The sequence below is a fragment of the Cellulosimicrobium cellulans genome (assembly GCF_006539945.1).
GTDB classification, from domain to species: domain Bacteria; phylum Actinomycetota; class Actinomycetes; order Actinomycetales; family Cellulomonadaceae; genus Cellulosimicrobium; species Cellulosimicrobium cellulans.
This window is the reverse complement of the sequence record NZ_BJNZ01000015.1, coordinates 52,381-66,530: the sequence shown is the minus strand read 5'-3', so window position 1 is coordinate 66,530 and position 14,150 is coordinate 52,381. Positions and strand designations below refer to the sequence as shown.

Sequence of the window (14,150 nt, the reverse complement as noted above, 5' to 3'; positions counted from 1 at the left end):
GGGCGGACCCTCGGGACGGTCACGACCGGTGCGCCACCACGAGTCTCCCTCCCGCCCGCACCGGGTGACCGCACTGCGGGAGGCGCGGGCCGTCGTCGGGCACGCGTGGGAGAATCAGGGGCGTGCCCGAGAACCCTGCCGCAGACGCCCCTGCCCGCGTGTCGCTCGCCGAGGTGACCCCGCCGATCGCGCTCGGCCCGCTCGACGGCCGCTACCGTGCCGCGGTCGCCCCGCTCGTCGACCACCTCAGCGAGGCCGCGCTCAACCGCGAGCGAGTCCACGTCGAGGTCGAGTGGCTGATCACGCTGTGCAACGGCGTCCAGGCGGTCGACGAGAACGCGGTCCGCCCTGTCGTGCCCGGCGCCCCCCAGCTCTCCGACGCGGAGGTCGCGTACCTGCGTCGCATCCCCGCGACGTTCGGCGGCGAGGAGATCGCCGAGCTCGCCGCGATCGAGCGCGAGACGGTGCACGACGTCAAGGCCGTCGAGTACTTCGTCAAGCGCCGCCTCGCCGCGGCGCCCGACGCACTGGGCTCGGACACCGTCCTGCCCGGCGTCGGCGAGCTCGTGCACTTCGCGTGCACCAGCGAGGACGTCAACAACCTGTCGTACGCGCTCATGGTGCGGGGCGCCGTCGAGCAGGTGTGGCTGCCCGCCGCGACGGCCCTCGCCGACCAGCTCGCGGACATGGCGCGCGACCTCGCCGACGTGCCGATGCTCTCGCGCACGCACGGCCAGCCCGCGACGCCGACGACGCTCGGCAAGGAGCTCGCCGTCCTCGCGCACCGCCTGCGCCGCCAGCTGCGCCGGGTCGGCGTGGCCGAGTACCTGGGCAAGCTGAACGGCGCGACGGGCACCTACGGCGCGCACACCGTCGCCGTCCCGGGCGTGGACTGGCCGTCGGTCTCGAAGCACTTCGTCGAGGGCCTGGGGCTCACGTGGAACCCGCTGACGACGCAGATCGAGTCGCACGACTGGCAGGCCGAGCTGTACGCGGACGTCGCGCGGTTCAACCGCATCCTGCACAACCTCGCGACCGACGTGTGGACGTACATCTCGCTCGGGTTCTTCACGCAGATCCCCGTGCCCGGCGCGACCGGGTCGTCGACCATGCCGCACAAGGTCAACCCGATCCGGTTCGAGAACGCCGAGGCGAACCTCGAGATCTCCTCCTCGCTGCTCGACACGCTCGGCGCGACGCTCGTCACCTCGCGGCTCCAGCGCGACCTCACGGACTCGACGACGCAGCGCAACGTCGGCCCCGCGTTCGGCCACTCGCTCCTCGCGATCGACAACGTGCGCCGCGGCCTCAGGGCCCTCGCCGCGAACGCCGACCTCATGGCGGCGGACCTCGACGAGAACTGGGAGGTGCTCGGCGAGCCCATCCAGTCGGCGATGCGCGCGGCGTCGGTCGCGGGCGTGCCCGGCATGGAGAACCCGTACGAGCGCCTCAAGGACCTCACGCGCGGCCAGCGTGTCGACGCCGCGCGCCTGCGCGAGTTCGTCGCGGGCCTCGGCCTGCCCGACGACGTCGCGCAGCGCCTCTCCGACCTCACCCCGGCGACGTACACGGGCCTGGCCCCCCACCTGGTGACGACCTACCTGGACTGACCCGCCCCCGCGCCGGGCCGCCCCGGCCCCGCGCCGAACACGACATGAGGGTCGCTATCCGACGGATAACGACCCTCATGTCGTTCTCGCGGGTGGGTGAGGTCGTGGTCGACGGCGCAGTGTCAGACGGCGGTCGGCTCGCCCGGGCGCGGCGTGGCCGGTTCCGGTGTCCCTCCCGCGGCGGCGAGCAGCGCGCGGTGCGTGGCGCGCGCCTCGGAGAGCTCGTCGAGACGGTTGACGACCCAGCGCAGCACGACCGTCGCGGCGGTCGCGAGCCCGAGCAGGGCGAGGACGTTGCCGAGGTCCGCCGTCTGGATGCTCACGGTGCCGGACCAGAAGAAGCTCGACCGGCTCAGCAGCACGGCGACCGCGAGACCAGCGAGCACCGGGACCGCCTGCCGGGTGCGGCGCCCCAGCAGGGCGGTGCCGAGGAGCACGACCACCGGCGCAGCGAGCGCCTGGAGCGTCCACGAGGCCAGAGCGCCGCCCGACCACCACGGCGTCCCGAGGTGCGCCGCGTCGGAGTAGGTCGCGGCGACGAAGGTGCCGAGGACCAGCGCCATGGCCCCGACCGTCGCCGCCCGGAGGGCCACCGGCTCGGCACCGACCCGGCACGTCCGTCGCGCGGCGAGGACTCCCGCGTACGCGACGAGCCCGACGACCCACGGCGCGTCGAGGTACGCGGCGTAGGCGCTGCCCGACACGAGGGCCAGGACGAGCGCGACCACCCCGACGACGGCAGCGAGCACCGCCGTCGCGAGGCCGACGCGCCGCGCACCGGCCAGCGTGAGGGCCACCGCCGCGAGCCACAGGGCCCACATCAGCGCCGTCGGGACGGTCGCCACGAGCGGCGCGATGCTGTCCGGGCCCAACATCGCCCGGACGATCGCGGCGGCGAACGCGAGGACGCGCGCCGCCATGACCACGAGCACGGCCGGGAGCAGCACGAACAGGAAGCCGGTCGCCGCGCGCCGCTGCCGTGGCGTGGAGCCCAACGGCGCGAGCAGCCATTCCCGGGCGGCGGCGCGCAGGAGGTCCCAGCGCTCGGCTCGGGTCGGGCGCGACTGTCCCGGCCGCGCGCCGTCGAGCAGGTGGCCGAGCATCTCGGCCTCGTGCGCCCGCCGGTAGGTGTACGGGAAGAGCCGCAGGAGACGGCGGTAGTCCCGCACGAGCACCGGAGGGACCAGCGGTCCCGTGACCGAGGCCGGGGCATCTGCCGCGGTCATGCGGCGACCACCGTGCCGGAGCCTGACGCGGCCAGGAGCGCACGGTGCGCGGCCCGGGACGCGGCGAGCTCGTCGAGGCGGTTGACCACCCACCGGGCCACGAGGGTGACGACGGCCGACAGCGCGACCACCCCGAGCACGTTGCCCAGGTTCACGGCCGTGGTGTCGAGCCCACCGGACCAGAAGACGTCCGAGCCGCTGAGGACCAGGGCGGTGAACACCCCGGCCAGCACGGGAGATGCCTGCCGCACGGGGCGGACGGCCACCAGCAGGACCGCCATCCCCCCGAGGATCACGACGTCCGCTGCCAGCGTGAAGGGGTAGCCCGGAGCGGTGACCCAGACGCCCTCGTCCGCGACGACGGTCGCGCTCCGCGGCACGGAGACCGCGAGCGACGCCGCCGTCAGCCAGAGCGCGGCCACACCCGCGCGCGCTCCCAGGACGGGACCCGTCTGCCGCCCGCGGGCGACGACCGCCCCGAGCGAGGCCAGGAGGGCGACGACCCACCCGGTCTCCTGGAACGCGACGAACGCGCGCTCCGCCGCGACGAGCGACCCGACCGCGGCGACGCCCGCCGCGGCGGCGAGGGCGCAGAGCACGAGACCGGTCCGCCGCAGGCGCGCGGCCAGGGCCACGACCGATCCGGCCCAGAGCAGCCAGGCCGGGGCGAGGGGCACCGCGACGAGCGCCGTCGCGACCGCCAGCCACGCCGGCGAGGCGGCCGTTCCCAGCACCTCCCGCATGGGCTCGTCCCCCAGCGCGAGGCCGACGCGCAGGAGGTCCTGCGACGCGGGGGCGGCGAGCACCGCCGTCAGCGCGACGAGGACCACGACCGCCGCCGACGCTCGCTGCCGCTCGGTCGGGCCCAGCGGCGCGAGCGCCCACTCGCGCGCGGCGGCGCGCAGGAGGTCCCAGCGCTCGGCTCGGGTCGGGCGCGACTGTCCCGGCCGCGCGCCGTCGAGCAGGTGGCCGAGCATCTCGGCCTCGTGCGCCCGCCGGTAGGTGTACGGGAAGAGCCGCAGGAGACGGCGGTAGTCCCGCACGAGCACCGGGGTGACGAGCACCGTCGCGCCGGGCTTCGCCGTCGGGCTGGCGGCGGTCGGTTTGTCGGTCTCGTCACCCGCGGCGCGGAGGCGGTGCTCGCGGCCCTCGCTCATGCCGGCATCACCCCGCCGTCGGCGAGGCCTCCCGCGACGCCCCGGGCGGGGCGTCCCGCGGCGCCGTCGTGCGCCACCGCGGACGCACGACGTCGGGCACCGAGACGCTCGAGCGCGCGGCGTGCCTGGGCCTCGGCACGCTCGGCCTCGGCGGCGAGGCGCGACCCGCCCTCGGTGGTGAGCCGGTAGTAGCGGCGCAGTCGCGAGTCGACGACCTCCTCGTGGTCGACCTCGACCAGGCCAGCGGCGACGAGCCGGTCGATGGCGCCGTAGAGCGTCCCGGCGCGCAGGGTGACGCGCCCGTCGGAGCTGGAGCCGACGTCCTGCGCGATGCCGTAGCCGTGCAGCGGTCCGGCGGCGAGCGCCGAGAGGATCAGGAACGCGGGTTCCTGGAGCGGTCTGGATGCCATGCCCACAAACATACCCTCGCGAGGAACCTATGTAAGAACGACACACCAGAGCCATACGAACAAGCCCCCACCCGCCGTCGAGCACGACATGAGGGTCGAAACGGCGCTGAGAACGACCGCCGTGTCGTGTTCGGCGGGTCTCCTGTGGTGGAAACCTTCACAGACAGATCGTTTTGTGAAACTATCTGCCACACAGCCCGTTCGACCCGGAGGATCAGCAATGACGCTCGACGGCTCCCCCTCGTCTCCCGCCCCAGCCCCGGCCGGCGTCGGACGACGACAGTTCCTCACGCTCGCCACGGCCGGTGTCGCGGCGAGCACGCTCACCGTGACGGTCGGGTCGCTCACCCCCGCCGCCGCTCTCACCACCCCCGGCGGCACGGTCCACGCCGCGGCAGCAGGGGGACCCACGCCCCGTAAGCGCGAGCTGCGCGCGATGTGGATCTCCAGCGTCGTGAACATCGACTGGCCGTCCGCGTCCGGCCTGACGGCGGACCAGCAGAAGGCCGAGCTCCTGCGCTGGCTCGACGTCGCCCGCGACTTCCGGCTCAACGCCGTGTTCGTCCAGGTCCGCCCGACGGCCGACGCGTTCTGGCCGAGCCCGTACGAGCCGTGGTCGCAGTACCTCACGGGCGTCCAGGGCCGGGACCCGGGATACGACCCCCTCGCGTTCGTCGTCGAGGAGTGCCACCGGCGCAACCTCGAGATCCACGCCTGGTACAACCCGTACCGCGTGTCGATGCAGGCGGACCCGGCGCGGCTCGTCCCGGAGCACCCCGCGCGACAGCACCCGGAGTGGGTGTGGGCGTACGGGGGCAAGCTCTACTTCGACCCTGGCCTGCCCGAGGCGCAGGAGCACATCAAGAACGCGATCCTGCACAGCGTCGAGCACTACGACATCGACGGCGTGCACTTCGACGACTACTTCTACCCCTACGCCGTCGCCGGTGAGACGATCCCGGACGCGGCGACGTTCGCGTCGCACGGCGCGGGCTTCGAGCGCGTCGAGGACTGGCGACGCCACAACGTCGACACGTTCGTGCAGTCGATCTCGCAGCGCATCAAGCAGACGAAGCCGTGGGTCAAGTTCGGCATCAGCCCGTTCGGCATCTGGCGCAACGCCTCGACCGACCCGCGCGGTTCCGAGACCGGAGGGTCGCAGTCCTACGACATGCAGTTCGCGGACACGCGCAAGTGGGTCCTCGAGGGCTGGCTCGACTACATCAACCCGCAGATCTACTGGCAGTTCGGCCTCGCAGTCGCGGACTACGCGAAGCTCGTGCCCTGGTGGGCCGACGTCGCCGCGCAGTCGGGCACGCACCTGTACGTCGGCGAGGCGCTGTACAAGGTGACGTCCGGCGTCTTCACCGACCCGGCCGAGCTGTCGAACCACCTGACCTTCTGCGGCGAGCAGGAGCACCCCGTGCACGGCAACGTGTACTTCTCCGCCAAGCACGTCCCGGCCGACCCGCAGGGCTCGATGACGCGCGTCCGCGACGACCACTACCGGTACCCGGCCATCGTCCCCGCGATGCCGCACCTGCCGGGGACGAAGATCCGCACGCCCGTGCTCGCGTGGGCGGGCTGGCGCGACGACGGCATCCGCGTCCACTGGACCGACGCAGGTGGCCGTCGGTTCGCGGCGACGTCGTTCGCGATCTACCGTGCTGACGGTTGGGTGAAGCACGTCGACACCGAGAACCCGGCGAACCTCCTCGCGACGCAGCGGGCCGAGGGGCGGGTGCTCCAGGACTTCCTCGACCCGACCCCGGTACGGGGGCGCCGCTACACGTACGTCGTGACCGCGCTCGACCGGGTCTGGAACGAGTCCGCACCGAGCGCGGTCCGCTGGTCGGTGTGACGATCGTCGTGCCGGGCCTCGGCCCGGCACGATCGCCCTTCGCCGGAACTGGGGCCGCGCGAGGGGCAGGCCCGACGGCGCGTGGTTCGCTGGGTGCGCCACGCGCCGTCGGGGGTCCCGCTCGTCGTGAGCCGTCGACGCCGGACCGCGGCGCGGTGACAGACCTGGCGGAGATGGCACAGTGGAGCCGTGACGTCGCACGACCTTCCTCGCACCGAGCTGTCCACCCCCGAGCCCGCTGCGCTGCCGCCGCTGCGCACCGTCGGCTGGGTGAACGTCCGCGACGGGCGCCTGCTCGCCGTCCGCACGACCGGCAAGGACCGCTTCTTCGTGCCGGGTGGCAAGGTCGAGCCCGGCGAGTCGGACGCCGAGGCCCTGGTGCGCGAGATCCAGGAGGAGCTGGGCGTCCGTCTCGACCCGACGTCGGTCCGCCCCGCCTTCGTCGCCGAGGCACCCGGTCACGGCCTCGGCGGTCGGGTCGTGCGCATGCACTGCATGTACGCCGAGCCGTTCCCCAGCTCCCCCGAGCCGGCGCCGAACGCCGAGATCGCCGAGCTCGCGTGGCTCACGCCGGCCGACGCGCACCGCGTCCCGCCGGCGGGCCGGATCGTCCTCGACCGGCTCGCCGAGGTCCTCTCCGCCTGACCACGCGCCGTGCTCCCGAGCCGCGCCAGGGCGCCCCATGGGTACCTCGCCCCATGAGCAGGGCGAGACGCGGCGGCGGCCGCCCGCGTACGCTCCGGAGGCACGATCCGCAGCGACAGAGGGACGACCATGGGGTTCTACGGTGCCGACATCGGCGAGCTGCGCGCGCTCGCGCAGAGCCTCACGACGGCGTCCGAGGCGCTCACCGCGACGCGCAGCACGCTGGACTCGACCGTGAGCGGCGCCCGCTGGGCCGGCCCGGACGGCGACGAGCTGCGCGGCCGCTGGTCCGCCGAGCTGGGCCCCGCGCTGGCCGCCGCCACCGCGACGCTCCGCGACGCGGCGGACAAGGTCCGCAAGAACGCCGACCAGCAGGAGAGCGCGAGCTCCGACGGCACGGGCGGCCCCGGCGGGGGCGGCAGCGGCGGCTCTGCCGGCGGACCGGGCGGCGGGCCGGGCTCCGGCGGCGGGGGCGGCGGGTCGGGCTCGGGCGACGAGAGTCCGGGCGGCCCGAAGGTCACGGTGAAGGGCGACCACGAGTCCGGCTCCGACAACGGGAGCCCGGGCAACCCGGCGACCGAGGGCACGGACGCGAAGGTCGGGTTCGGCGTGTCCCACGACCCGGAGAGCGGCGAGACGACCTACTCGGGGAGCGGCTCGCTCTCCGACTGGATGAAGACGACGAACGGGTCGAAGATCTCGTTCGGGGTCACCGGCGGCGCGGAGTACACGGTCGGGGAGAAGTCGGAGGACGGCTTCACCACGTACACGTCCAAGTCCGACGTCTCGATCGGCGTCGAGGGCGGCGTCGACAAGGCCGGCACGGGCGTCAGCGGCGGGTACACGACCGGCGTGGCGTCCGAGTACACGGTCAAGGTGCCCGACGGCGCGGGCGTCACCGACCCCGGGAGCATCAACCCGTTCGATCCCCGGAGCATGCCGGTCGGCTCGTCGGTCACGATGGACGGCGGCAGCTACTCGGAGACCGAGCTCAACGCGGCGTTCCGCCACATCGCCGTCGAGTCGTCCGTCAAGGACGCGAGCGGCGTGACGAGCCTCATCGAGCGCACGGGCGACGACACGGTGCGCGTGACCGCGGGCCCCACCGAGGCCATCGCGAACCACGCGGGGCTCGGGCTCGACTTCGACGCCGTGAAGGTCATGCTCGGCAACACGACGTCGCTCGACGGCGCGTCCCTGCGCAGCGCCGAGTTCGACCTGTCGACGCCGGAGGGTCAGGCCGCCTACGACGCGTACCTCGTCACCGGCGAGATCCCCGCCGACCCGTCGACGGGTATCTCGGGCACGACGAAGATCGAGCGCGTCGAGTTCGACTCGACGTCGACCGTCGGCTTCGACACGCCCGTCGGCGGGGCCGAGTGGGAGATCGGCAAGAACACGGGCTCGCTCGTCGCGACGACCAACCCGGACGGCAGCACGGAGCAGCTCCTCACCGCGACGTACGGCGACCGCGGCGACTTCCGCATGTCGCAGGCCTTCGACGCGTCGGGGAACGAGGACCTCTCGGCGCGCACGTACTCGTTCGACGTCACCGCGGACGACATGTCGTCGCAGTACTTCAACACGCGGGAGTTCTCCGGCTTCTCCCCGTCGGGCGAGGTGTCGTCCGGCCAGCAGGTGACGATGACGCTCACCGAGTCGCAGATGAACCGCCTCGCGGACAGCGTGCGCACGGCGGTCGAGAACGACAGCCTCGGCATGCAGACGCGCATGATCGTCACGGACTACGACATGCAGCCGCTCACGGACCCGTACCAGCTCGCGACCAGCCTCGCCCGCGCCGCGGACTCCGACCTCGAGCTCGTCATGATGATCTCGGAGATCAACGCCGCGGGCGACGGGTCCGCGACCGACCGTTCCGCCGCGCGGTTCCCCGGCACGGTGACGCTCGGCCCCTGACGCCGGTGTGGTCCGGGCGCCTCAGCGCGGCTTCGTGGCCGAGAGGTAGGTCGTGGAGACGTAGCCCGTGCGGCTGCCCACGGTCACCTTGAGCCAGCCCTTGGACGCGGTGCCCGCGTGCTTGACCGCCGTGCCGCGGGGCAGCTTGGTGACCACCTTGGCCGACGTCGACGGCGTCGCCCGGAGGTTGAGCACCGACGCCGTGACGTACGACGTCTTGGCCTTCGCGGGCGCGGGGGCCGGAGCTGGCTTGGCCGGGGCGGACGGCGCGCGCGTCGACGTGTACTGGGCGGAGACCCACCCCGCCCGACCGTTCGCGGTGACCTTGAGCCAGACGCCCGAGGTGGACGTGACGGAGAGCTTCGTCCCCTTCGGGAGCCGGGCGAGCACCGACGACGAGGTCGACGCCGACGCCCGGAGGTTGAGCGAGGTGGCCGTGACGTAGCGCGTCGCGACGGGCCGGGAGACGGGAGCCGTGCTGACGGGCGGGGGCTTGGTCGGGCCGACGTACGCTGCCGAGACCCACCCGGTGTGGCGGCCGTACGTGACCTTGCGCCACGTCCCGCTGCCGTCGCCAGGCTTGCCGACCACGGCGGCGCCGCGCGGTACGAGCGCCAGCACGGCGGTGTTCGTCCCTGCGCCCTTGCGGAGGTTGACGGCCGTGTTCGCGTAGTACGTGCACGACGTCGCGGACGGCCGGGCCGCGACGCGGGTCGCGCTGCGACCGAGGTCGACGCCCTTGCCCTTCAGGTAGGCGAGCGGGTCGGTGTGCGACGCACCGGACCCGTAGGTGCCGTTCCAGACCTCGAGGTGCAGGTGCGGGGCGGTCGACGTCCCCGTCGACCCCACGTCCGCGATGCGCTGCCCCGCCTTGACCTTCTGCCCGACCTTGACGTACTTGTCGCCGTCGATGACGTGCCCGTACACGCTCGAGACCGTCTTGCCGCCGACGGCGTGGCGCAGCACGACCCACTGCCCGAACCCGCTGACGCTGCCCGCCCGGAGCACGACGCCGTCGGCGATGGCATTGATGCGCGTTCCGGAGGCGGCGCTGAGGTCCTGGCCGAGGTGCCAGGTCGAGGCGTTGGCGATCGGCATGCAGCGCGGGCCGTAGTAGGAGGACACCGCGTAGGTGCGAGCGCCCAGCGGCGTGACGACGGTGCTCGCCGCCGCGCTCGCGCCGGGCGCGACGAGCACCGCACCGAGACCGGTCGCGAGCGCCGTCGCCATCACCACGCCCACCGCTCCCGACCGGATTCGCGGATACCGCATCATGTGTTCCCCCTGCAAAAGTTCGTGACATGCCCGGCGTGTCGGGTTGACAGGCCTCTAGCACGGTACGTCGGGACCTGACGGTGCGCCACGTGGGCGCTCGACCCCGCACGCACCGGTCCGAGCGGCGTAGCGTCGTGCCGTGGGAAGCACGTCGGCACCTACCGGGGGTGGCTTGCTCGCCGCCACCCTGCCCGTCCTGGACCTCGCGGTCGCCTCGGTCGTCGCCGTGCGCGACGCCGCGGCCCGCGCGGGCGGGTTCGACGCCGGCGCGCCCCCCGACCCCGAGCGGGTCGCCGCGGCCTTCGCGAGCGACCGGCTGCTCCGCGTCGACGGCGCCCCGGTGGACGGCTTCGCCCCGCTCTCGGGCTTCTTCCGGACCGCGGACGGCTGGGTCCGCACGCACGCGAACTACCCGCACCACCGCGCGCGGCTGCTCGCGCTCCTCGACCTGACGGACGCCGCGAGCACCCCGACCCGCGACGACGTCGCCGCCGCCCTCGCCGTGCGCTCGGCCCAGGACGTCGAGGACCGCGCGGCCGACGTCGGGGCGATCGCCGTCCGCGTCCGTCCGGAGGACGTGTGGCGCGCGTCCGCGCCCGGCCGCGCCACGGCGTCGGACCCTCCCGTGCGGCGCTCGGAGCGCGACGACGCCGCTCCCCCACGCCCGCTCGCGCGCGGGCCACGCCCGCTCGCCGGGCTCCGGGTGCTCGACCTGACGCGCGTCATCGCGGGCCCCGTCGCGACGCGCACGCTCGCCCTGCTCGGCGCGGACGTCCTGCGGGTCGACCCTCCCAGGCTCCCGGAGATCGAGGTCCAGCACCTCGACACCGGGCAGGGCAAGCGGTCGACGCTGCTCGACCTCGCGACGCACGACGGCCTCGCCCGCGCCCAGGAGCTGCTCGACCGCGCCGACGTGCTGGTGACCGGCTACCGCCCGGGGGCGGTCGAGGCGTTCGGGCTGCGGCTCCCACGGGGCGCGGTGCACGCCCGCGTCACGGCATGGGGCGACGGCGGCCCGTGGGCCGGCCGACGCGGCTTCGACTCGATCGTCCAGGCGGTGAGCGGGATCGCCCTCGTGGAAGGGGCGCGGGACGGGGCCTCCCCCGAGGACGCGATCCCAGGAGCTCTGCCCGCCCAGGTGCTCGACCACGCGACGGGCTACCTGCTCGCGGCCGCCGTCGTGGACGCCCTCGCCGACCGCGCGGCCGACGGCCGGGGCCGCGAGATCGACGGCGCGCTCGCCCGGACCGGGCACGCACTGCTCGCGGCTCCCGGCCGCGACCCCGCGCACGACGCACCGCGCACGCCGGGCCCGCGCTGCGTCGTCGAGCACCCGGCGCTCCTGGACGGCCGCGAGGTCGTGGCGACGACGACCCGCCCCGCGCTCGACCGCCTCGGCGGCGCCCGGGTCGACGACTACCCCACGCCTGCCCGGCCGTGGGGCGCCGACGAGCCGCGGTGGACGGCGTGAGCGTCGAGCCCGGGGTCGCGGTCCACCTGCCGGTCCAGCCTCACCGAGCCGAAGGTCACCGCGGCGTTCTGAGCCGTGCGTGCCGCGCCGACGTCAGCTGTGGTCGAGGCGGCGCAGGATCGCGCCCTCGCGCAGGGCCCACGGGCAGATCTCGACCTCGTCGACGCCGAGCGCGCGCATCGTCTCGACCGCGACGACGCCGCCCGCCACGATCTGGAACGTGCGCTCGGGCGTGATGCCGGGCAGGGCCGTGCGACCGTCGGCCGTGATGCGCGCGAGCCGCGGCACCCAGTCGGCGAGCTGCGAGCGCCGCATGCGCCACCGGTCGTCGGGGCCCACGGCCTCGGTCTGCATGCCCGCGAGGCGCGCGAGCGAGCGGAAGGTCTTGGACGTCGCGACGACGTGATCGGGCGCGGGGAGCGCCCGGAAGGCCTCGACGGTGGGCGCGAGCGAGGCGCGCACGTGCTCGCGCAGCGCCTCGACCTGCTCGGGCGCGGGCGGGTCGTCGGGCAGGAACGCCATGGTCATGCGCCCGGCACCGAGCGGGAGGGACGCGGCGAGGTCGGGCTCCTCGTCGACGCCCGACGCGATCTCGAGCGAGCCGCCGCCGATGTCGAGGACGAGGAGACGCCCTGCGGCCCAGCCGTGCCACCGCCGTGCGGCGAGGAACGTCAGGCGCGACTCGTCCTCGCCGGACAGCACGCGGACCGGCTGTCCCACGCGCTCGCCGATCGCGGCGAGCACCTCGGGGCCGTTGGTCGCGTCGCGCAGCGCCGACGTCGCCATGGGCAGCATCTCGTCGACCGCGGACTCGCGCGCGAGCGCCATCGCGTCGTCGACCGCGGTGAGCATCGCCGCGACGCCCTCGGGCGACAGCGACCCGTCCGGCCGGAGGTAGCGCATGATGCGCACGACCGTGCGCGCCCCCGCCGCCTGCACGGGGCGCGCCGCGTACGCGGCGTCCACGACGGCGAGGTGCACGGTGTTCGAGCCGATGTCGAGGACGCCCAGTCGCGTGGTGGTGCTCACGCGGCGAGCCTAGCGGCGCGTGCGCACCGCCTCGTCGGCGAGCGCCTGGGCGTCTGCGACGACGGCGCGCTCCTCCGCCTGCGCGGCCGCGACGGCCTCGGCGCGGGCCTCGACGATCGCGCGGTGCAGGTCCGCGTGGACGCGACGTCGCACGTCGCGCGCGATCTCGTCGGCCTCGTCCGGCTCGACCGGGTCGCCGTCCGCCTCGCGCAGCGCGACGACGTCGGCCACCTCGAGCGCGATGCGGCGCTCCGCGTCGGCGAGCAGCGCGACGACCGCGGTGTCCGCGGCGCGGCCGAGCCGCGTCTCCTCGAACGCGCGCGTCGCGTCGTCCACGATCGCGCGGGCCTGCACGACGAGCTCCGACGCGATCGACGGCGAGTGCGCGGCGAGCGTCGCGAGGTCGTAGAGCAGCACGCCCTCGACGTCCGCGACGCGCGGGTCGACGTCGCGGTGCAGCGCGAGGTCGAGCACGACGGTGGGGCGGGCCGCAGGCTCGTCCCCGGCGCGGACCGCGGCGCGCTCGCGCGCCCGGACCACGGCGGCGGCGTCGAGCACGTGCTCGATGGCCTGCTCACGGCGGTCGGCGCCCTCTCCCGGACGCGCGGCGTCCGCCGCGAGCGCCCGCCCGCGCGCGCCCGAGCACGACACCACGAGGTCCGCGTCCTCGAGCGCCGCGACGAGGTCGGTCACGGCCTCGACCCCGCGCGCGGCGGCGAACTCCTCGGCGCGGCCGGACTGCGAGTAGACGCGCACGTCGTCGCACCCGAGCGCGCGCAGCGCCGCGAGGCTCGCGCCCGCGTACGACCCCGTCCCGATGAGGACGGCCCGCACCTGGTGCCACGGCGGCAGCTCGGCTGCGGCGAGGTCGAGGCCCAGCGCGACGACGGAGCGGCCGGCGCCGCCGAGCGTCGTCTGCGTGCTGACCCTCTTGGACGTGCGCGACGCCGTCTGGAACAGGAGCTCGAGCGTCGAGGAGGTCACGCCGTCGGCGTGCGCGGTCTCGAGCGCGCGCTTCACCTGGCCGGCGATCTCGCGCTCGCCCACGACCATGGAGTCCAGGCCCGACGCGACGGCGAACAGGTGCTCGGCGACCTCGGTCCCGGCGCGCGCGCGGAACGAGGCGAGCGCCTCGGCCGGGGCGACGCCCGACGCGTCGGCGACCATCCGCGCGACGTGCTCGGTCGCGTGCTGCACGCCCGTCCCGTCGAGGGGCGCGTCCACGTCGAGGTACAGCTCGAACCGGTTGCACGTCGCGAGGACGACGGCACCGGTGATCACGTCGCACGCCGCGACCGCGGAGCCGCCGATCGAGTGGGCCCCGGTGGAGAGTCGCTCCAGGGCGTCGAGGTCGAGCTCGTGGTGGCTGGCCGTGAGGGAGAGAAGAGCCACAGTGCCTCCGATTTAATCATTCCACCGGGAGGGAGGCAGAATCGGTAGCTGTGATTCCTGTCGCCCTTTCCCCGGGCCATCCCCTGACCGACGGCCGCACGGACCGTTCACCGCTCGTGCAGGCACTGCGCGCGGGCACGACCGGGAATCGCCC

General features: G+C 74.5%; 11 protein-coding genes. 5 read left to right on the top strand and 6 right to left on the bottom strand.

All coding sequences use genetic code 11. From position 1 onward, the window contains the following. The first annotated feature begins 122 nt into the window (after positions 1 to 122). Complete coding sequence (gene purB, locus CCE02nite_RS12415; protein ID WP_141389944.1) at positions 123 to 1,610, top strand: adenylosuccinate lyase; 1,488 nt, start codon at positions 123 to 125, stop codon at positions 1,608 to 1,610. A gap of 122 nt (positions 1,611 to 1,732) precedes the next feature. Here the strand turns inward: purB and CCE02nite_RS12410 are convergent, their stop codons facing one another. The 3 genes from CCE02nite_RS12410 to CCE02nite_RS12400 are packed head-to-tail and all read right to left on the bottom strand — an operon-like array spanning position 1,733 to position 4,403. Beyond that, the gene (locus CCE02nite_RS12410; protein WP_141389943.1) at positions 1,733 to 2,836 is read right to left on the bottom strand and encodes a hypothetical protein; all 1,104 of its coding nucleotides are present in this window, start codon (positions 2,834 to 2,836) and stop codon (positions 1,733 to 1,735) included. Beyond that, positions 2,833 to 3,993, bottom strand: coding sequence for a hypothetical protein (locus tag CCE02nite_RS12405; protein ID WP_141389942.1), 1,161 nt, complete (start codon positions 3,991 to 3,993; stop codon positions 2,833 to 2,835). Before CCE02nite_RS12405 ends, CCE02nite_RS12410 begins: the two co-directional genes overlap by 4 nt. Next, positions 3,990 to 4,403, bottom strand: a complete 414-nt coding sequence (locus CCE02nite_RS12400) for a PadR family transcriptional regulator (protein ID WP_141389941.1) — start codon at positions 4,401 to 4,403, stop codon at positions 3,990 to 3,992. The genes CCE02nite_RS12405 and CCE02nite_RS12400 overlap by 4 nt, the downstream gene beginning before the upstream one ends. Positions 4,404 to 4,623: 220 nt before the next feature. Between CCE02nite_RS12400 and CCE02nite_RS12395 the strand changes: the two genes are divergently transcribed. The 3 genes from CCE02nite_RS12395 to CCE02nite_RS12380 all read left to right on the top strand — a co-directional run bounded on the left by CCE02nite_RS12395 (position 4,624) and on the right by CCE02nite_RS12380 (position 8,829). Further along, positions 4,624 to 6,264: a glycoside hydrolase family 10-like protein gene (locus tag CCE02nite_RS12395; RefSeq protein WP_141389940.1), complete on the top strand. Its 1,641-nt coding sequence runs from the start codon at positions 4,624 to 4,626 to the stop codon at positions 6,262 to 6,264. 189 nt (positions 6,265 to 6,453) lie between these two features. Next, entirely contained in the window at positions 6,454 to 6,909 is a 456-nt protein-coding gene (locus CCE02nite_RS12390) for an NUDIX hydrolase (RefSeq protein ID WP_218027104.1), read from the top strand. A 129-nt stretch (positions 6,910 to 7,038) separates the two neighbouring features. Continuing rightward, on the top strand, positions 7,039 to 8,829 hold the full coding sequence (locus CCE02nite_RS12380) for a hypothetical protein (RefSeq protein WP_170227304.1): 1,791 nt from the start codon (positions 7,039 to 7,041) through the stop codon (positions 8,827 to 8,829). Positions 8,830 to 8,850: 21 nt separating this feature from the next. On the opposite strand, the gene CCE02nite_RS12375 is transcribed toward CCE02nite_RS12380, so the two are convergent. Further along, entirely contained in the window at positions 8,851 to 10,101 is a 1,251-nt protein-coding gene (locus CCE02nite_RS12375) for an SH3 domain-containing protein (protein ID WP_218027103.1), read from the bottom strand. Between the two features lie 142 nt (positions 10,102 to 10,243). Here CCE02nite_RS12375 and CCE02nite_RS12370 point away from each other — a divergent pair, with 142 nt between their 5' ends. After that, positions 10,244 to 11,575, top strand: a complete 1,332-nt coding sequence (locus CCE02nite_RS12370; RefSeq protein WP_141389937.1) for a CoA transferase — start codon at positions 10,244 to 10,246, stop codon at positions 11,573 to 11,575. Positions 11,576 to 11,668: 93 nt separating this feature from the next. Here CCE02nite_RS12370 and CCE02nite_RS12365 read toward each other — a convergent pair whose 3' ends face one another. Both CCE02nite_RS12365 and CCE02nite_RS12360 read right to left on the bottom strand, forming a co-directional pair. Then, positions 11,669 to 12,604, bottom strand: coding sequence for a Ppx/GppA phosphatase family protein (locus CCE02nite_RS12365; protein ID WP_255318835.1), 936 nt, complete (start codon positions 12,602 to 12,604; stop codon positions 11,669 to 11,671). 9 nt (positions 12,605 to 12,613) lie between these two features. Beyond that, positions 12,614 to 13,996: a glutamyl-tRNA reductase gene (locus CCE02nite_RS12360; protein ID WP_141389936.1), complete on the bottom strand. Its 1,383-nt coding sequence runs from the start codon at positions 13,994 to 13,996 to the stop codon at positions 12,614 to 12,616. Positions 13,997 to 14,150 lie beyond the last annotated feature (154 nt).